Genomic DNA, 18210 nt, shown 5'->3' on the forward strand with positions numbered 1-18210 from the left:
GCACAGGTGCTCAGTGCACGTGCTCGAAAGCCCGCCGCTGCTGGTCGGTGTGGGCCCGAGAGCGGTAGCTCGACGGGGACTCGCCAACGTGTCGCTTGAATGCGGTGCTGAAGGCACTCTCGGACGAGTAGCCCAGCTCGAGTGCGAGCGAACCGATTCGTGTATCCGCAGATCGCAGTTCTCGCTGGGCGAGGAGCATTCGCCAACTGATGAGGTACGACAGCGGCGGGGTGCCTGCGGCGTGACGGAACCGTTCTGCGAAGCTGGATCGAGACATGGATGCGGCACGGGCCAAATCCTCCAAGCTCCATCCCTTGGCCGGTTGCTCGTGGATCAGTGCCAGTGCGGGCCCAAGCCGCGTGTCGGAGAGCACCCTGAGCCATCCGGCCGGCATGTTCGAGTCGCTCATGAAGCCGCGAACCACATCGAGCACGAGTAGTTGGCCGTACTGGCGGATCGCGAAGTCAGAGCCAATGCGGTTGGCGGTCATCTCCTCGAACAGCCGTTGAATGTGTCCGCGAAGTTGAGGCCCGACGGCACTCGAACGACCGATGTGCAGGACAGGGGGCAAAGCCTGGAGTAGGAGCTCTCGGCCAGTTGGGTTCAAGTCCACCCGTCCGCCGATGAGGACATCCGCGCCGTCAGCGTTCGCCTCATCAGGCGAGATCACGGACCCCGCCGATGGCGGCTCAACGCGAACCGGTGTCTCGTCGCCGGTTCCACCCTCCAATGCCAGCCAGGATCGCCCGTTCAGAACCGCCACATCACCTGATGCCAGCTTGATGGGTTTGTCCAGGCCATCGGTGCTCAGCCAGGCATGCCCGTGGACGACGGCGATGAACTTGAGGTCATCGTTGATGCTGCTGTCCGTCTGCCAGCGCCCGCGTACTACCGAGCCGCCGGACACGACGCTTGTGACCTCGATGAGATCCAGGATTTCCGACAACCGATCTGTGGACATGCACTGGACTATAGAGCAAGAAAACAGGACTCCTCGTTATTCACAATCCACGCCCGTGTCATCAGGCTGGACACGGCCCGAAAAGACCGGCCTCCGACACAACCACTCACCGCCATGGCACGCGCCCCGGCACAGAAGGAATACCCATGAATGACACAATGATCGCCCTCGTCACCGGTGGCAACAAAGGCATTGGTCGCGAGATCGCCGCCAAGCTCGCCGAGCTCGGTCACACCGTAGTAATCGGCGCACGCAGCCTCGAACGGGGCGAAGCAACAGCTGCCGAGCTGCGCGCTGGCGGCGGCAACGTCACCGCGGTAGCTCTCGACGTCACAGATCCGACTTCGGCGGCAGCCGCAGCTGCCGAGGTCCAGGCTCAGTTCGGCCGCCTCGACGCGCTGATCAACAACGCTGGTGTCAGCCACATGCCCGGCGCCGACTTCGCTGGTCAATTGCCACGATCCGCTGACGTCGATCACGTCCGCTATGTGTTCGAGACGAACGTTTTCGGCGTCATCACCGTCACGAGTGCTTTCCTGCCGTTGCTCCGCCGTTCGTCCGCACCTCGCATCGTGAACGTCTCAAGCAGCGCGGGCTCGCTCGCATCGATCTCCGACTTCGCCAATACAGACCCGATCGGCCTTGGATACGTCGCCTCGAAGACTGCGCTGACCGCCGTCACCATGATGTACGCCCGCGACCTCGTCGGAGACCATATCCTCGTGAACGCGGTCTGCCCTGGCTTCGTTGCAACCGACCTGAACAATTTCCACGGCGTCCGCACTCCTGCGGAGGGCGCGGCATCAGCGGTGCGCATGGCGACGATCGCGGCAGACGGACCCACCGGAACCTTCACCGACGACTACGGCCCCGTGGCCTGGTAGCGGATCCGCAGAAGCGCCGAGGTCGACCTGACCTCGGCGATTCTGCGCGTTCGAAAGCTGCTCGCTATGACGATGCTGTGGCCGCGTCACGCAGCCACTGCTCGACGCCGGAGATGTGCACGGTCGTGAGCGCCTGGGCCAGCCCGGCATCCCCGCGTTCGAGAGCGTCGACTATGGCCTTGTGCTCGTCGAGGGTGCGTTCGACGGAGTGCTCCTGGGTGAGGCCGCGCCAGATGCGCGCGCGCACGGTGTTGCTCGACAGCGAATCGATGAGACTCGACAGGTACGAGTTGCCCGACGTCGCCACGATGGCGCCGTGGAACTCCAGGTCGTGTGCCACGAGGCCCTCGACGCTCGTCTTCTCGTTGACCGACTCAATCTGGGTGCGGAGGTCGCGCACGACATCCGCTGTTATGTGTGTGGCCGCGAGTGCGACGGCAGCCGGTTCCAGAATGCGGCGAACGGCAAACAGCTCCAGGATGGACGAGTCGTCATGCAGGTCGACCACGAATGACATGGCCTCAAGCAGCAGGCGAGGTTCGAGGCTGGTGACGTAGGTGCCGTCGCCGCGTCGCACGTCGAGCACCCGAATCACCTCGAGCGCCTTCACCGCTTCACGCAATGAGCTGCGGCTCAGCCCGAGCCCCTCGCTGAGTTCTTTCTCCGGGGGCAGCCGGTCGCCTGGCGAGAGTTCGCCGGAGAGAATCATGTCTTTGATCTTCAGGATCGCTTCGTCGGTGACCGCCATGCAAAGATCCTACCTTTGCGGGCGACCCCGCTGATTGAGGAGCCGCGCCCTCCCCGCTGATTGAGGAGCGAGCGCCAGCGAGTGTCTCGAAATCGAGCTACGCGCATCGAACGCAGCTATGCGGCAGCTGCAACACCCGCACAGCTGCGTTCGACCCGCGCTGCGACTGCGTGGGTGCGCCGACGGCCCACCAAGGGGTCTCGAGACGGCCTGGCGGCCTCCTCGACCGGCGGAGACTGTCCCGAAATCGAGCTACGCCAAGCGGATGCCGTGGGTTGCGGCTAGCGGATCTGCTCCTGCTTCGACTTGACCGGGATCAAGAGGGCGAGGCCCACGGCGATCACCAGGACGATGCCGAGGATGCCCCAGTACTGCGCGCCGCCGAACGTGACGAACAGGGCGAACGCCGTCGGCGCCAGGAAGGTGGCAGCCTTGCCCGTTGTGGCGTAGAGGCCGAAGACCTCGCCCTCCCGGCCGGAAGGGATGACACGGGCCAGGAACGAGCGGCTGGCGGACTGCGCGGGTCCGACGAAGAGGCAGAGTGCAAGACCGAAGGTCCAGAAGACAATCTGGCCTCCGTCGTGCAGGAGGAACACGGCAGATCCGCAGACGATCAAGCCGATCAGCGACGCGACGATGACGGGCTTCGGCCCGATCTTGTCGTCGAGCAACCCGATCGACACGGTGGCGACACCGGCGACCACGTTCGCGGCGATGGCGAAGATGATGACCTCACCGGCTGTGAACCCGAAGGTGCCAGCGGCCAGGATTCCCCCGAAGGAGAAGACGCCTACCAATCCGTCACGGAACACCGCGCTGGCAATGAGGAAGAAGACCGTCTGCCGACTGGTCTTCCAGAGCGCTGCAATGTCGCGGCCCAGCCGAGCATACGAGGCGAAGAATCCCACCTTGTCACGGGCAACCTTGGCCGGCGCGTGGTATTCCGGCACGGCGAGCAGCACTGGGAGGGCGAACAACCCGAACCAGACGGCCGCGATGAGCATCGAGACGCGTACCGCCATGCCGTTCTCGTTGGTGACGCCGAACAGGCCGACCTCAGGGTTGATGAAGCCGAAGTACACGATCAGCAGCAGCACGATGCCGCCGAAGTAGCCCATCGACCAACCGAATCCGCTCACCTTGCCGATGGAGCGCGGGGTGGAGACGTTCACGAGCATGGCGTTGTAGTTGACCGACGCGAACTCGAAGAAGACGGTACCGACGGCGAGCAGCAGCAGCCCCAGCCACAGGTAGGAGGGGGAGGGCTCGACGAAGAACATCAGCGCGGTGACGGCAACGACGACGTACGTGTTGATGGCCAGCCAGAACTTGCGACGCCCGGAAACATCGGAACGCTGCCCGGTGATGGGCGCGAGGAGCGCAACGATCAGGCCAGCGGCCGCGAGCGTCCAGCCGAGCTGGCTGGAGACGAACGCCTCTCCGCCGAAGGATTCGCCGGTGAGGTAGACCGTGAAGACGAACGTGGTGACGACCGCGTTGAAGGCCGCTCCGCCCCAGTCCCACAAGCTCCAGGAGAGCACTCTGCCCTTGCGCGCTTTCTGGGCGGCGACCGACTCGACCTGGGCGTTATCCACGCCGATCGTCGCGGCGGCTCCGTCTGGCCTGGTCAGGTGCGACGGCGGAAAGTTGCGGGGCGAATTCGTGGGCTCCGGCTTGGAGTGCTCGTTCATGAGTTCAGGCTACTGGCGAGCGGTGAACAATTGGGGAAGGTGACCCGAACGGGGACCCCTCCCGTGGCCCCGGCCTTACCGGCCTCACCGGCCGCAGTGGAGGGAACTCAGGTATGGTTTTGACAACCCACAATTTCACACGCCAGTCATCCGCTGCGGGAGAGTTCTGCCGGCAGTTTTCGGCAGGCGCCGTAGGAGCAAATCCTCCCCAGGAATCTCTCAGGCCCCTGTACCGCTGCGGTAGGCACCTCTGAAAAGTGGCCAGGCTTCCACCATCTGCCTGACCCACCGACGGTGCAAGCGTCAGCCCAGCCAGGGTCGGCGCGGAAACTCTCAGGTCCGATACAGAGCGGGGAGGACTCAACGATTGCCCGCGCCCTGCGCGGCCTGACCATCGGAGTTCCTCGTGACCCCATCCCGCTTCCGCTCCCTCTTCGTCTCGAGCAGCTCATGGCTGTAGGAGTTTTCGACCTCTTCTCCGTCGGAATCGGACCCTCGAGTTCGCACACCGTCGGGCCGATGCGGGCAGCCGCCGTGTTCGCCGCCGAGTTGGCCGAGCGCGGTCTCGCCGAGAGGGCAGTAGGACTTCGCGTTGACCTGTACGGTTCCCTGGCCGCAACCGGCCGTGGGCACGGCACCATGACGGCCGTGATGCTCGGCCTCGAAGGTCGCCATCCAGAGCTGATCCTGCCGGAAGAGGTCGAAGCCAGCCTGGTCAGGATCGCGGCCGACGGCGCGCTCGTGCTCGCCGGCATCCGCTCACTGCCGTATGCCGAAAGCGACATGGTGCTGCATCCGCTCACCGTGCTGGCTCGCCATACGAACGGCATGAAATTTGAGGTGACGGATGCCGCTGGCGCTGTTGTGCACGCGGCCACCTTCTTCTCCGTCGGTGGCGGGTTCATCGTGCGCGAGGGGGAGGAGCAGACCAAGGCCGAGCAACTGGCTGCGTCGAAGCAGGACCTCCCGCTGCCCTTCCGGACCGCGGCCGAGCTGCTCGCGCACTGCCGGGAGCAGGAGCTGAACTTCAGCGGTGTCATGCTGCAGAACGAACTCGCCAGCCGCACTGAGCCCGAGGTGACGGCCGGGCTGCTGCACATCCGCGACGTGATGGAGGAGTGTAAGAACTCCAGCATCGCGCGCACCGGAACGCTGCCAGGCGGGCTGAATGTGCGCCGCCGCGCGCCGGCCTGGTACCAGCGTCTGCTCGTCGAAGACCCGAACCGCGACCCGAAGTTCTGGCAGGAATGGGTGAACCTCGTGGCGCTCGCCGTGAATGAGGAGAACGCAACGGGCGGCAGGGTGGTCACCGCGCCCACCAACGGAGCAGCCGGCATCATTCCCGCGGTCATGTTCTATGCCACGCACTATGCGCCCGGCATGGATACCGCCAGCCAGGAGGTGAAGGACGCCGCCGTCGTGCGCTTCCTGCTCGCCGCCGGTGCCGTCGGAGTCCTTTATAAGGAGCAGGCGTCGATCTCAGGGGCGGAAGTCGGCTGCCAGGGCGAGGTGGGGTCTGCGTCGTCGATGGCCGCCGCCGGCCTGGCCGAGGTGCTCGGCGGCACGCCAGAGCAGGTGGAGAACGCGGCCGAGATTGCGATGGAGCACAACTTGGGCCTCACCTGCGATCCCATCGGAGGCCTCGTGCAGATCCCGTGCATCGAGCGCAACGCGATCGCGGCCGGGAAGGCCATCAACGCCGCGAAGATGGCGCTCTGGGGAGACGGAACGCACCGGGTGTCACTCGACGAGGTGATCGTGACCATGCGGGAGACCGGCAAGGACATGAGCTCGAAGTACAAGGAGACCGCGCTCGGCGGCCTCGCCGTCAACGTGGTGGAGTGCTAGCTAGCTGGCGTAGGACTCGCGGTTGGAAAGCACCTCATCCATGTGCGTCTCCGCCCACGATTTGAGTCCGCGGATCATCTGGTGCAACGACAGTCCAAGATCTGTCAGTTCGTAGGTGACCGTGACGGGAACCGTCGGTGTCGCGGTGCGGCTGACTAATCCGTCGCGCTCCAGCGACCGGAGCGTCTGGGTGAGCATCTTCGGGCTGACTCCGGCCAGCGTGCGGGACAACTCCGAATAGCGCATCGGCCCGGCCTCGCCGATGCAGTCGGGGCCGCTTCCGAGCGCGGTGAGTATCAGCGTGACCCATTTGTCGGAGATCCGGTCCAGCAGCTTCTGGCTCGGGCAGACGGCCAGGAAGGCGTCGTAGTTCGTCTTGTTCTGCGCCTTTTGTGCGGCGGCGGTCATGGTTGCCATCGATGGTTCCTTCCACCCGCGGGTAACTAACGCACCTGAAAGTGCCTACTTCCCGACGGGAAGTTACTTCCTCATACTGGGGCAAGGAGCCATTCGGCACCAGCCCCATTCCACGGAAAGGCAAAAACTTGACCACGCTTTCAACCACACTTCCCGGCGGCACCTGGTCTCTCGGCGACCTGACGGTCTCGCGTTTCGGATACGGCGCTATGCAGCTCGCCGGCCCCTGGGTCATGGGCCCGCCCGCTGACATCGATGGAGCACTCGCCGTGCTCCGTGAGGCCGTAGAACTCGGAATCACACACATCGACACGAGCGACGCCTACGGGCCGCGCATTACCAACCAGCTCATCCGCGAAGCGCTGCACCCGTACCCCGAATCCCTTCACATTGTGACCAAGGTCGGTGCGAACCGCGACGAGCAGGGCGGCTGGCCTGCGGCCCGTCGACCCGAAGACCTGCGCCGTGCTGTGCATGAGAACCTCGAAGCACTCGGCCTCGAAACGCTCGACCTCGTCAACCTCCGGCTCGGCAACGCTGAGGGGCCAGAGGCTGGTTCGATCGCCGAGTCGTTCGAAGCGCTCGTCGAGCTGCAGGAGGAGGGCCTGATCCGGCATCTCGGCGTGAGCAACGCGACGGCTGAGCAGGTGGCAGAGGCCATGGCGATCGGGCCGATCGTGTGCGTGCAGAACATGTACAACCTCGCCCACCGCCATGATGACGAGCTGATCGACATGCTCGCGGGCGAGGGCGTTGCCTACGTGCCCTTCTTCCCGCTCGGTGGCTTCAGCCCACTGCAGTCCGAAGCGCTCTCAGCCGTGGCGTCGCGATTGGGCACGACGCCGATGTCGGTCGCCCTGGCGTGGCTGCTGCAGCGGTCACCAAACATCCTGCTGATTCCCGGAACATCGTCGGTCACGCACCTGCGCGAGAACATCGCTGGCGCAGGGATTACGCTCTCGGCAGACGACGTCGCCGAGTTGGACACAATCGGCCGCTAGCCGATCGGACGGACGTCCGGGGCCTCGCCTTCGTGTGATGACGAGGCCCAAATGTGGCGCTTAGACCGCGCTGGCGCGGCGCCGGCGCACGAGGACTCCGGCGAGCCCTGCGATGAGGAGAATGAGCGCTCCGAGCCCTGCCGCACCGCCGTCGAAACCGGTGGATGCCAGTTTCGGGTCGACTGACGCCGGCGTGACCCTGGGTGTGACGGTCGGCGTTGGGGTGCTCGTGGGCGGCGTGACTACTGCGACGGCGGTCCACTGGGCGTAGAGGACAACGTCGCCGGTCACGGTGCCCGCGAAGTTCCACTTCGTGCCGCCGGTCGCGGCCGTGTACCAACCGTTGAGGGTGAACCCTGTGCGAGTCGGCGCGCCAGGCGCGGCGATCGTCGTGCCGTAGTCGGTGGTGACGGATGCGACGGCGCTGCCGCCCTGCGCGTCGAAGCTGATCACATGGCGGTCGAGGGTCCACGTGGCATACAGGGTGAGGTCGCGGGTCAGGACCGTCGTCGGCGTCATGGCGGTGGTGCGCGCGGCATCCGTTGACCAGCTGAACCCGTAGTGCAGGGGCGCGGCCAGCGTCGGAAGGGTGAGCTGGGCCGCGGCAAGCGTGCTGGCATATACGCGCAGCGGAGGGACGGCCGCTGGCGTAGCGCCGGAGCCGCCCGTGGTGTCGAAGGTGAGCTCAAAGCTGTTGGAGTCGATGTTGCCCGTCAAGCCGATGGAGCCGGTGTTGACGATCGCACCGGTATTGGTGATCGTCCCTGCCCCGCCGATCGCGCCATTGTTCACGATGGTGCCGGAGTTTTGCACGGTGGTGCCTGCCGGAATGCTCAGGGTGCTGCCGGGCGTGATTGTCAGGGTTCCGTTGTTCGAGAGCGAACCGAATGCAGCTGTGCTGTCGCCGCCGCCGATCAGGAACGAGCCGGGAGCGGATGACGCGGAGACCGTGACCTGCGCGCCGCTTCCGATGGTCAATGCGCCGCCGTCGGCAAGGTGTCCGCCACCGATGGCTGTGCCTTCCATGCCGCCGTTGGCCGTCACCACGCCGCCGGTGATGGCGGTGGTTCCGCCCGTGCCGGCCCAGCCGCCGCCGATTCCGGAGCCGTACGTGCCTGCCTGCGCTGTGATGGTGCCGCCGGTGATGGTGGTGGTTCCGCCGGTGGGTCCGCCGTTGCCACCGCCGATTCCCGCGCCCAGATCTCCGCCCGATGCGGTGATGGTGCCTCCGCTGATCGTGGTCGTTCCGCCGCTACCGCCGTAGCCGCCGCCGATTCCGGCCGCCGAGTCACCGCCCTGCGCCGTGACAGTTCCCCCGCTGATCGTGGTCGTTCCGCCGGCTCCGAGGAAGCCGCCGCCGATTCCGGCGCCGCCGGTGAGGCCAGAGGAGTCAGATGTTCCGCGGGTGGTGACGGTTCCCCCGTTGATGGTGATGGTTCCGCCGGCTACTCCGGCATCGCCACCAATCCCGGCGGCGAACTCGCCGCCGGTGGCGTCGAGCGAACCGCCGGTTCCGCTGTCGCCGATGACCAACTCTGTACCCGCGGGCACCCCGACCCCGGCCAGGTAAAGCGCGCCGGCTGCCGACAGCTCCTGCCCGTTCAGGTCGAGCGTCACCGGGTGTCCGGCGACCACTTTCAGGGCGGGGCCCGTTGACGGAACGTCAATGTCATCGCCGAGGGTCACCGTTCCACCCGCGGCGAATGCCGCGATCAGGCCAGCGGCATCGGTGACCGTGGTGGCAGCCGATGCAGCCTGCGCAGGGGCAGCGGTGAAACCGAACGCGAGCAGTGCTGCGGTGACGGTAAGAGTTGCCGCTGTCCGTCCGACTGGTGTGTGCTGGAAACGGGCAGGCGTGGCGCGTGCTGCGGCAAACATCGTTGAAGTCCCCTTATGTAGGTATGTAGGCACAGGCTAGCGGCGCTGCGCAGCGCGGCGCGGGCTAGAGCTGGCCCCAATTATGGGGAGAACGAGGCGCAGAAACGAGGCGAAGGAACGCGGCGCGGAAACCCGGCGCGGAAAGCCGCCGAAGCAGAGTCAGGACGGGAGCCCGGGCACCCACTCGAGCATGTCGGGGAAGCTGGCGTAGTACAGCTGGCCGTCGTGATGCACGAAGCCACCGTCGACGTAGTTCGGATCGGTGTCCGGCTCATTGAAGTAGCCAGAGAATGACGCGTCGTCGCTGACATATCCGGTGTCGAGGAGCGACGCCCTGAAGGTGTCCCACTCGGCGTCAGACATGGCGAGCTGCCCGAAGACGACCATCACGTCTCCCATGTTGCCCCAGAGGCAGACCATGCCGCCGTCGTCGAGGATGAACTGCAGGTCGGTGCTCCACCACTGCGTGAACTCCTTCGGCGTCAGGCCGGATGCCGCGAAATCGTCGTACGCGGCCGGCTCGAGCGCGGTGTCGCAGGTGGGCGCCGCAGCCCCGGTGGGCACGGGTGTGCCAGGGCCCAAGAACACAGGGGTATTGGCAGGGGCTGGCGACGGAGCCGTGGCACTCGACGTTGGAGGGACGTCGGGCGTCGCACCGCACGCGCTGAGCGTGAGCGCGGTGGCGGTAACGAGAAGGAGCGTGGTCAGAATGCCTCGAGATCGCTGCATGTGCACAGCATAGGGACGATCGCTGGCCCCCGTACCAGGAACCGGCAGAAAACACCTCTGACCGGCATTCGCTCAAAGTTGAGCCATTCACACTCAACTTTCAGTTGGCCGTCTTGACAACAAAATCTCCGCGATGGAATACTTGAGCCAGCAGCGCTCAAGTCTTGAAGCGCCGCACAAGTTTGAAATACAGCACCACAACCGAAAGCAATGAAGGAGACGCACATATGTCACGTGCAGTAGGTATCGACCTCGGAACCACCAACTCGGTGGTTGCCGTTCTTGAGGGTGGAGAACCCACCGTCATCGCGAACGCCGAAGGCCTTCGCACCACCCCGTCTGTCGTCGCATTCACCAAGGACGGCGAGGTGCTCGTTGGCGAGACCGCCAAGCGTCAGAACGTCACCAACGTCGACCGCACCATCTCCTCCGTGAAGCGCCACATGGGCACCGACTGGACCGTCGCCATCGACGACAAGAAGTACACCCCGCAGGAGATCTCGGCACGTATCCTCGCCAAGCTGAAGCGCGACGCTGAGCAGTACCTCGGCGACAAGGTGACGGATGCCGTCATCACCGTTCCCGCTTACTTCAACGACGCTGAGCGCCAGGCCACCAAGGAAGCCGGTGAGATCGCGGGCCTCAACGTTCTGCGCATCATCAACGAGCCGACCGCTGCAGCCCTCGCATACGGCCTCGACAAGGGCAAGGAAGACGAGCTCATCCTGGTCTTCGACCTCGGTGGTGGAACGTTCGACGTCTCCCTCCTCGAAGTGGGCAAGGACGACGACTTCTCGACCATCCAGGTTCGCGCCACCTCCGGTGACAACCGCCTCGGTGGAGACGACTGGGACCAGCGCATCGTTGACTACCTGATCAAGAAGTTCAAGGAAACCACCGGCGTTGACGTCTCGAACGACAAGATCGCCAAGCAGCGTTTGAAGGAAGCCGCGGAGCAGGCCAAGAAGGAACTCTCCAGCAGCATGTCGACCAGCATCCAGCTGCCGTACCTGTCGCTCACCGAGAACGGCCCCGCCAACCTCGACGAGACGCTCACGCGCGCACAGTTCGAGCAGATGACCCAGGACCTGCTCGACCGCACCAAGAAGCCGTTCCAGGACGTCATCCGTGAAGCCGGCATCAAGGTCGGCGACATCTCACACGTCGTTCTCGTTGGTGGATCGACCCGTATGCCCGCCGTCTCAGAGCTCGTGAAGCAGGAGACCGGTGGACAGGACCCCAACAAGGGCGTCAACCCTGACGAGGTCGTCGCCGTCGGCGCCGCACTCCAGGCCGGCGTGCTGAAGGGCGAGCGCAAGGACGTTCTGCTCATCGACGTCACCCCGCTGTCTCTCGGTATCGAGACCAAGGGCGGCATCATGACCAAGCTCATCGAGCGCAACACGGCCATCCCGACCAAGCGCAGCGAGACGTTCACCACAGCGGATGACAACCAGCCGTCCGTGGCGATCCAGGTGTTCCAGGGTGAGCGCGAATTCACGCGTGACAACAAGAACCTCGGCACCTTCGAGCTGACCGGTATCGCACCGGCTCCGCGCGGCATCCCGCAGATCGAGGTCACCTTCGACCTCGACGCCAACGGCATCGTGCACGTGTCCGCCAAGGACAAGGGCACCGGCAAGGAGCAGTCGATGACCATCACCGGCGGCACCGCGCTGGCGAAGGAAGACATCGAGCGCATGGTTCGCGAGGGTGAAGAGAACGCTGCAGAAGACAAGCGTCGCCGTGAGGCCGCTGAAGTTCGGAACGGCGCCGAGCAGCTCGCGTACTCGATCGACAAGCTCATCAAGGACAACGACGACAAGCTGCCCGCAGACGTCAAGTCTGAGGTCCAGGCTGATGTCGACTCGCTCAAGTCGGCGCTCGCCGGTGACGACGATGACGCAGTCAAGACCGCGTTCGACAAGCTGAACGAGAGCCAGGGCAAGCTCGGCGAAGCGATCTACGCTGCCAGCCAGGCTGAGGGCGCTTCGGCTCCCGCCGGCGATGCAGGCGAGCAGCCGACATCCGCTTCCTCCGACGAGGACGTGGTTGACGCCGAAGTTGTTGAAGACGAAGACGAAGCGAAGAAGTAATGACTGACAACAGCCATGAGCACGAGCACGAGCCCGTGAACGAGCCCGTGGATGAGTCGTTGGCCGAAGGGGCGCCAGAGTCTGGCGCCCCCGAGGCGACGGCCGACGGGATCGAAGAAGACGAGTTGACGGTTCAGGACATCCTGGACGCGGCGAACATCGAGGCTGCAGATCCCTCGAACGAGCACCTTGCCGACCTCAAGCGCATCACGGCTGAGTACGCCAACTACCGCAAGCGCACCGAAGCTAACCGTGAGGTTGAGCGGGAGCGCATTGTAGGCGACGTCGTGAAGGTACTGCTGCCGGTACTCGATGACCTGCACCGCGCTGAGAAGCACGGTGACCTCGAGGGCGATTCGGCATTCGCCACCATCGCCGCGAAGTTGCGCAGCAGCGTCGAGAAGCTCGGACTCACCTCGTTCGGTGAAGTGGGGGAGCCATTCGACCCCACCATCCACGAGGCGATCTTCCAGCTGCCAGGCGCTGACGTAAGCACTGAGACCGTAGCGGATGTCGCTGAGACGGGTTACCGCCTCGGTTCCACTCTGCTTCGCGCGGCCAAGGTCGTGGTCCAGGTGCCGAGCGATGGCTAGCCAGGACTGGTTCGACAAAGACTTCTACAAGGTTCTTGGGGTCTCGAAAGACGTCACCCCGGCCGAGTTGAAGAAGGTCTACCGCAAGCTCGCGCGTAAGTATCACCCGGACTCCAATTCGGGAGATGCGACAGCCGAAGCGAAGTTCAAGGAGATCAGCGAGGCGCACTCCGTGCTCTCCGATCCAGAACAGCGCAAGGAATACGACGCGGTTCGCGCCATGGGCAGTGGAGCACGCTTCACTGCCCCTGGTGGCGGTGGCGGCCAGCAGGGCGGTTTCGACGATGTCTTCGGCGGAATGTTCGGCGGCGGCACCGGCGGGCGACAGAGCTATTCGTTCCAGCAGGGTGGTTTTGACGACATCCTCGGTGGCATGTTCGGCGGCGGCAACCCCGGCTACGGAAACGCCAGCGGCGGATTCCGTGGCTATGGCGGGCCGAGTCGCGGACGCGACGTTGTGGCATCCGCAACGGTTGATTTCATCACGGCGACCAAGGGTGACACCATCACCCTGCAGACGCAGGATGGTCACCCGCTCAAGGTGAAGATTCCGGCTGGCGTTGCCGACGGTCAGAAGATCAAGCTGCGTGGCAAGGGCCAGCCGAGTCCGGATGGCGGCGAGAACGGAGACCTCATCTTGACCGTCAATGTGCGCAAGCATCCCGTGTTCGAACGTGACGGGCTGAACCTTCGGGTGGCCGTTCCCGTGACGTTCGCTGAGGCTGCACTCGGCGCAACCATCGAAGTGCCCACCCTCGGCGGGGACCCCGTGAAGTTGCGGGTTGCTCCCGGCACGCCGAGCGGTCGGGTGCTGCGGGTCAAGGGCCGCGGTGTCAGTTCTGCAAAGGGCACCGGAGATCTCCTCGCGGTGGTTCAGGTTGCCGTGCCATCACACCTGTCGAAGGAGGCAGAGGAGAAACTCGCTGCCTTCGTCGAGGCTCTGCCGAAGGAGAATCCTCGAGAGGATCTCCTGGCGAGGGCCAGAGGCTGACGTGGACGAGAATTCGCCGGTATTCGTGATTTCGACGGCGGCCGAACTGGCCGGGATGCATCCGCAGACCCTGCGCCAGTACGACCGGATCGGGCTGGTGAGCCCAGGCCGCACGCTCGGTAAGTCGCGCCGATACTCCATGCGCGATGTCGCGAAACTGCGCGAGATCGCCCAGTTGAGTGGCGAGGGCGTGAGTCTGGAAGGCATCCGGCGGATTCTCAACCTGGAAGACGAAGTGAACGGTCTGCGGGCCAGGGTGGGTGAGCTCGAATCGGCATTGGCCGACGAACTGCTCAACCGCCCTGGTCGGCGCGTGTTCGCGGCGGGCTCAGCGGGCGACGTCATCTCGATGCGGGCCGGCACGCGCACGCGGCGGTCGAACGCCGTGGCGATCTGGCGCCCGCTCGACCACAGGTAGCATCTGCGAACTCGCTCCTCTTTCGTTGATTGAGGAGCGCCCGAGGAACGAGGCCGCCTCTCGAAATCGAGCCACGCGGGTCGAACGCAGCCGCGCTGTAGTTACAACACCCGCAAAGCTGCGTTGGACCCGCGCAGCGGGTGCTTCGGGTGTCGAGGCACGCTCGGGGCATCAGCAACGGCGCCCGGCTCGGGTACCGTTGCGTAAGTGACAGAATTCTCGTTCGAGCAGCTCCGCCGATGGCCAGACGTCGAAGCAGACAACCTCTTTGCGTTCGACGCCAGCGACCGGCTGATCCTCGATGAGGCCGCCGCCGCGCTGGCGGATGCCGCCAGCGGCGAGGTCGTGGTGCTCGAAGACCACTACGGCGCGCTCACCCTCGGTGCCGCAGCGCTGCACGGTGCCACCGGCATCCGGGTGCACCAGGACGGTCTCTCCGGCGAACGTGCCCTCGCGGCCAACGCCGCTGCAGCCACGCTGACGGATGCCTACCGCTCACTCCCTCTGGACGCCGCCCTGCTCAGAGGCGCCCGCGTCGTGCTGCTCCAGCTACCGCGCAGTCTGGGGGCGCTCGACGAGATCGCCGAATCGATCGCCAGGTTCGCCGCTCCAGACGTGCGTGTCTTCGCCGGCGGACGCCTCAAGCATATGACCCCGGCCATGAACACCGTGCTTGCCCGGCATCTCGGCAGCGTCACGGCGTCGCTGGCCAGGCAGAAGTCCCGCGTGCTCATCGCGAGTGACCCGCTGAGCCCCGCGACCGCCGCCGACGACGAGGCCGCCGCCGCCACCACCACGACGGATGCTGCTCCCTCCGCGTGGCCGCACCGCGAGTACCACGCCGACCTCGACCTCACGGTCTGCGCGCACGGCGCCGCCTTCGCCGGCACGTCCATCGACATTGGAACGCGCTACCTGCTCGAGTTCATCGACCGGATGACGTCTGATGCGGCATCCGTCATCGATCTCGGTTGCGGAACCGGCGTACTGGCCGTGTCCATTGCGCGGGCACGTCCTGACGTTCACGTGATCGCCAGCGACCAGTCGGCAGCCGCCGTGCTGTCGGCACAGGCGACCGCTGCGGCGAACGGTGTGTCTGAGCGCGTGGAGGTCGTGCAGGATGACGCGCTGAGTAGCCAGCCTGACGCATCCGCTGACCTGATTGTGCTGAATCCGCCGTTTCACATTGGCTCATCGGTGCACGCCGGCATTGCGCTCAAGCTGTTTGAGGACGCGGCCAGGGTGCTGCGGCCAGGGGGCGAACTGTGGACCGTGTGGAACAGCCATCTCGGCTATCGGTCACCGCTCACGCGCATCGTTGGGCCGACGCACCAGGTGGGCCGCAACACGAAGTTCACCGTCACGGTGTCGAAGCGCGCCTAGTCATCTGCGGTGATTGCTGCGCCATCACCGGTGCGGATGTGGGTGTGGAAGCCGTGATCAGCCGCCAGATCTTCCCGCCCGACCAGACGAAGACGGCGATTAGAAGCGCGTTCCGCACCGTGAGCAGCACCACCGCGAAGGGGTCGCCGTCGACCAACGGCAGGTAGAAGACGGGGAAGATGAGCGTGGTCAGCACGCCAATCGCCAACATCAGGTAGGCGGGGGTGCGCCAGCGGCGCCAGTTCTGGGTGATGCCGACGGCGACGATCGGCGCAATCCAGAGCATGTACTGCGGCGACCCGACCTTGTTGAACACGACGAAGGCCCCCGAGAGCGCGAGGGCACCGAGCAGCAGCAGCTCAGACCGCGCGGCCGTGCGCCTGGCGGCCAGCACCATGAGCACGAAGATCCCGGCGATCGCAACGAACATGAGTGGCGTCATGGCGGCCGCGACGGCATTCGCTCCTGGCCCCGCGATCTCCCGCGTCGCCATGGCGTAGTTCTGATAGATATACGTGTCCCGCTGCCCGAAGGCGGCCAGCCACACCCACGGCGTGGCGATGGGCGCTTCCAGCTGCAGCGAACGGCCGGACTGCATCGTGACGAAGCCGGCAATGAAACGGATGCCGCCTGCCGCCCACACAAACCCGACAATCGGGATGGTGACGGCGATCGCGGTCGCAATGACCGTGAGGCGGTGCTTCGACGCGACGACGACGGCGAGGATGACGGCCGCCGGCCATACCTTGATCCAGGTGGCGATGGTGAGAATCACGCTGGCCACGACAGGGCGCCTGGCCACGAGGACCAGGGCCAGGATGACGAGCGGGGCGGTGAGGCCTTCCAGTCGAAGCAGGCCGACCGGGCTGAGCACGAAGGTGAAGCCCAGCCACCACCAGGCCGCCGTGTAGCCGCGGACGCTGCGCCCCCAATTCGTGAGCGCGGCGACGGCGACGGCATTCAGCGCCGTCGTGAGCAGAAACCAGAGCAGTTGGTACAGGTACGGCCCGCCGAGTGCCGCAAAGACGATGGGAACCAGCGCCCCGATGGGATACACCCACTCCGTGTTGATGCCTTGCCAGACGCCAAGGTTCAGGCCCTGTTCGGCCCAGGTTCGGTAGAGCACCAGGTCGCCGAGTTCGTGCCCGGTGAGGATGACCGGCAGCAGGGCAACCAGGAAGACAACATGAACGGCGGTGAATCCGAAGACAAGACCGCGCGGCGTGTGCAGCCAGGTGCGCTGCTCCGCGGAGAGGGAACCATTGATCCTTCGGTCGACACGATCGAAGAAAGCGGACATAGCGTGCCTTTCAGCCGACGACTGTGGCAACCAGCGGCCACACCGTGGAGTTTAAGAGCCAGAGGTGAAAAGCACATGGCCGGTATCCGACGATATGGGGTTTGCCCTGAGAGTGCTCTCAGCCGTTCCTTACAGGTTTCGCGGCTCCTGAAGGGGCTCCTGAAGGGTGGCGCGCGGCGCCGCTGCTGGTGCCTGGCCCACTGCCGTCGCACCCGCCACGCGTGCGGTGTCGAGCGCCAGGCGAGCGAGGAACGTCGATCCGGCAACGGCGGCTGGCATGCTGAAAACGGCGCCGAACGGAATCATGAACAGCAACTGGGTTCCAACCCCGAAGCCGAGCAACTGCCAGCGGATGCCGCGGCGCAGCATCCGCTGAGTCGCACTCGGTATTCCGCGTGCCTCAAAAGCCCGCGAGCTCAGCTCAACGGCGAGCAATCGCCCGGAGAGAGTGACGCCAAGGACGGGCGCGAGCACTCCGCCGACGAGCGGCACGAACCCGACGACCCCGACCCCGAGCGCGGTGACCACGCCAAGGCAGAGCAGCCAGAGCGAACTGCGCACCGCCCGCCAAAAGCCGGCTCCCTCCTCGGGAATGGGGCCGCCGGCCGCGTCTTCGGCCGCGCGCCAGATCCGCTCATAGAAGGGGTCGCCGACGGCGAGCGTGAGGGCGGTGAATGTGACGGCCGACAGCACTATGGCTGCACCGAAAAGCACGGCCGAGGTTGCCGTGGTGACAATGTTCTGCCACGGGCGCGGCCAGCTCTCGTCGAAGGGAGTGAGCCAGTCCACGATCGCCTGCAGGTTGAATCCGAGGGCGATCAGTGCAGCCAGCACCAGTGCGAACACGATGGCCGCTGGGATCAGGCCGAGCATCATGGCGCGTGGCCGGCGCCCCCAGAAACCGAAGCCGCGCAGCAGCAAGCCAATACCGCTGAAGAATGCGCTCAGCATGGGCAGCGCCCCAGGGCTGTGCAGTCGTTTGGCGTCGAGTGGTCCACGGTGCAAGCCTAGGGCGGTTGCGTGCTCCATCAACTAGTTGCGCGACGGCGACGGCCTGCCCGATGTGGGTCGGCCCATTCCGCAGATAGACACGAAGTGACGCCCGCGTTCAGGAGCAGTAACGGCGACCTGAATCCTGTTGGGCTTCTATGAACTTCTGTTGAAGTTCCTGCCAACCAACCCGGATGCGATGAAGCGTCGCGATAGCTTGACCTTGTCGGCCGCCGAACTGTCGCGTCTGACTGCGCGCTCGCGTCGCGTTTCGCAGCACAC

16 protein-coding genes and 1 riboswitch are annotated in these 18210 nt (G+C 65.3%); of the genes, 8 read left to right on the forward strand and 8 right to left on the reverse strand.

Features of this window, described 5'->3' with window-relative positions:
* Positions 1-10 precede the first annotated feature (10 nt).
* Positions 11-961 (reverse strand): AraC family transcriptional regulator, encoded by a 951-nt coding sequence (locus tag AC25Z0_RS16315; RefSeq protein ID WP_488133867.1) that lies wholly within the window; start codon positions 959-961, stop codon positions 11-13.
* A 146-nt stretch (positions 962-1107) separates the two neighbouring features.
* On the opposite strand from AC25Z0_RS16315, the gene AC25Z0_RS16320 reads away from it, so the two are divergent.
* Complete coding sequence (locus AC25Z0_RS16320) at positions 1108-1845, forward strand: SDR family oxidoreductase (protein ID WP_488121147.1); 738 nt, start codon at positions 1108-1110, stop codon at positions 1843-1845.
* A 64-nt stretch (positions 1846-1909) separates the two neighbouring features.
* Here the strand turns inward: AC25Z0_RS16320 and AC25Z0_RS16325 are convergent, their stop codons facing one another.
* Entirely contained in the window at positions 1910-2593 is a 684-nt protein-coding gene (locus tag AC25Z0_RS16325; protein ID WP_488121148.1) for a FadR/GntR family transcriptional regulator, read from the reverse strand.
* Positions 2594-2874: 281 nt separating this feature from the next.
* Positions 2875-4284, reverse strand: coding sequence for an MFS transporter (locus tag AC25Z0_RS16330; RefSeq protein WP_488133868.1), 1410 nt, complete (start codon positions 4282-4284; stop codon positions 2875-2877).
* A 146-nt stretch (positions 4285-4430) separates the two neighbouring features.
* Positions 4431-4529, forward strand: a riboswitch (glycine riboswitch).
* Between the two features lie 205 nt (positions 4530-4734).
* Between AC25Z0_RS16330 and AC25Z0_RS16335 the strand changes: the two genes are divergently transcribed.
* Positions 4735-6132, forward strand: a complete 1398-nt coding sequence (locus AC25Z0_RS16335; protein WP_488133869.1) for an L-serine ammonia-lyase — start codon at positions 4735-4737, stop codon at positions 6130-6132.
* Here the strand turns inward: AC25Z0_RS16335 and AC25Z0_RS16340 are convergent, their stop codons facing one another.
* Complete coding sequence (locus tag AC25Z0_RS16340) at positions 6133-6549, reverse strand: winged helix-turn-helix transcriptional regulator (RefSeq protein ID WP_488121151.1); 417 nt, start codon at positions 6547-6549, stop codon at positions 6133-6135. It abuts the gene before it with no gap.
* 128 nt (positions 6550-6677) lie between these two features.
* On the opposite strand from AC25Z0_RS16340, the gene AC25Z0_RS16345 reads away from it, so the two are divergent.
* Positions 6678-7550, forward strand: coding sequence for an aldo/keto reductase family oxidoreductase (locus AC25Z0_RS16345; protein WP_488121152.1), 873 nt, complete (start codon positions 6678-6680; stop codon positions 7548-7550).
* 60 nt (positions 7551-7610) lie between these two features.
* Here the strand turns inward: AC25Z0_RS16345 and AC25Z0_RS16350 are convergent, their stop codons facing one another.
* Together AC25Z0_RS16350 and AC25Z0_RS16355 are read right to left on the reverse strand one after the other, a co-directional pair.
* Complete coding sequence (locus AC25Z0_RS16350) at positions 7611-9428, reverse strand: InlB B-repeat-containing protein (RefSeq protein WP_488133870.1); 1818 nt, start codon at positions 9426-9428, stop codon at positions 7611-7613.
* A gap of 159 nt (positions 9429-9587) precedes the next feature.
* The gene (locus AC25Z0_RS16355; RefSeq protein ID WP_488133871.1) at positions 9588-10157 is read right to left on the reverse strand and encodes a hypothetical protein; all 570 of its coding nucleotides are present in this window, start codon (positions 10155-10157) and stop codon (positions 9588-9590) included.
* A gap of 227 nt (positions 10158-10384) precedes the next feature.
* Here AC25Z0_RS16355 and dnaK point away from each other — a divergent pair, with 227 nt between their 5' ends.
* The 5 genes from dnaK (at position 10385) to AC25Z0_RS16380 (ending at position 15638) form a co-directional block, all read left to right on the forward strand.
* Positions 10385-12253 (forward strand): molecular chaperone DnaK, encoded by a 1869-nt coding sequence (dnaK, locus tag AC25Z0_RS16360; RefSeq protein ID WP_488121155.1) that lies wholly within the window; start codon positions 10385-10387, stop codon positions 12251-12253.
* Complete coding sequence (locus AC25Z0_RS16365) at positions 12253-12846, forward strand: nucleotide exchange factor GrpE (protein WP_488121156.1); 594 nt, start codon at positions 12253-12255, stop codon at positions 12844-12846. The genes dnaK and AC25Z0_RS16365 overlap by 1 nt, the downstream gene beginning before the upstream one ends.
* Entirely contained in the window at positions 12839-13837 is a 999-nt protein-coding gene (locus AC25Z0_RS16370) for a DnaJ C-terminal domain-containing protein (protein ID WP_488121157.1), read from the forward strand. Before AC25Z0_RS16365 ends, AC25Z0_RS16370 begins: the two co-directional genes overlap by 8 nt.
* 1 nt (position 13838) lies before the next feature.
* Complete coding sequence (locus AC25Z0_RS16375) at positions 13839-14255, forward strand: heat shock protein transcriptional repressor HspR (protein ID WP_488121158.1); 417 nt, start codon at positions 13839-13841, stop codon at positions 14253-14255.
* Positions 14256-14462: 207 nt separating this feature from the next.
* Positions 14463-15638, forward strand: coding sequence for a class I SAM-dependent methyltransferase (locus tag AC25Z0_RS16380; protein WP_488133872.1), 1176 nt, complete (start codon positions 14463-14465; stop codon positions 15636-15638).
* Here the strand turns inward: AC25Z0_RS16380 and AC25Z0_RS16385 are convergent.
* Together AC25Z0_RS16385 and AC25Z0_RS16390 are read right to left on the reverse strand one after the other, a co-directional pair.
* Entirely contained in the window at positions 15616-16938 is a 1323-nt protein-coding gene (locus tag AC25Z0_RS16385) for a glycosyltransferase 87 family protein (RefSeq protein ID WP_488133873.1), read from the reverse strand. The genes AC25Z0_RS16380 and AC25Z0_RS16385 overlap by 23 nt on opposite strands.
* Before the next feature lie 129 nt (positions 16939-17067).
* Complete coding sequence (locus AC25Z0_RS16390; RefSeq protein ID WP_488133874.1) at positions 17068-17889, reverse strand: EI24 domain-containing protein; 822 nt, start codon at positions 17887-17889, stop codon at positions 17068-17070.
* Between the last annotated feature and the right edge of the window lie 321 nt (positions 17890-18210).

This window comes from Leifsonia sp. Y862, assembly GCF_057669585.1.

Bases quoted from the DNA above. Each gene is read 5' to 3' on its own strand.
- AC25Z0_RS16315 (WP_488133867.1), bottom strand. From the start codon at position 961: ATGTCCACAGATCGGTTGTCGGAAATCCTGGATCTCATCGAGGTCACA.
- AC25Z0_RS16320 (WP_488121147.1), top strand. From the start codon at position 1,108: ATGAATGACACAATGATCGCCCTCGTCACCGGTGGCAACAAAGGCATT.
- AC25Z0_RS16325 (WP_488121148.1), bottom strand. From the start codon at position 2,593: ATGGCGGTCACCGACGAAGCGATCCTGAAGATCAAAGACATGATTCTC.
- AC25Z0_RS16330 (WP_488133868.1), bottom strand. From the start codon at position 4,284: ATGAACGAGCACTCCAAGCCGGAGCCCACGAATTCGCCCCGCAACTTT.
- AC25Z0_RS16335 (WP_488133869.1), top strand. From the start codon at position 4,735: ATGGCTGTAGGAGTTTTCGACCTCTTCTCCGTCGGAATCGGACCCTCG.
- AC25Z0_RS16340 (WP_488121151.1), bottom strand. From the start codon at position 6,549: ATGGCAACCATGACCGCCGCCGCACAAAAGGCGCAGAACAAGACGAAC.
- AC25Z0_RS16350 (WP_488133870.1), bottom strand. From the start codon at position 9,428: ATGTTTGCCGCAGCACGCGCCACGCCTGCCCGTTTCCAGCACACACCA.
- AC25Z0_RS16355 (WP_488133871.1), bottom strand. From the start codon at position 10,157: ATGCAGCGATCTCGAGGCATTCTGACCACGCTCCTTCTCGTTACCGCC.
- dnaK (WP_488121155.1), top strand. From the start codon at position 10,385: ATGTCACGTGCAGTAGGTATCGACCTCGGAACCACCAACTCGGTGGTT.
- AC25Z0_RS16365 (WP_488121156.1), top strand. From the start codon at position 12,253: ATGACTGACAACAGCCATGAGCACGAGCACGAGCCCGTGAACGAGCCC.
- AC25Z0_RS16370 (WP_488121157.1), top strand. From the start codon at position 12,839: ATGGCTAGCCAGGACTGGTTCGACAAAGACTTCTACAAGGTTCTTGGG.
- AC25Z0_RS16385 (WP_488133873.1), bottom strand. From the start codon at position 16,938: ATGTCCGCTTTCTTCGATCGTGTCGACCGAAGGATCAATGGTTCCCTC.
- AC25Z0_RS16390 (WP_488133874.1), bottom strand. From the start codon at position 17,889: ATGCTGAGCGCATTCTTCAGCGGTATTGGCTTGCTGCTGCGCGGCTTC.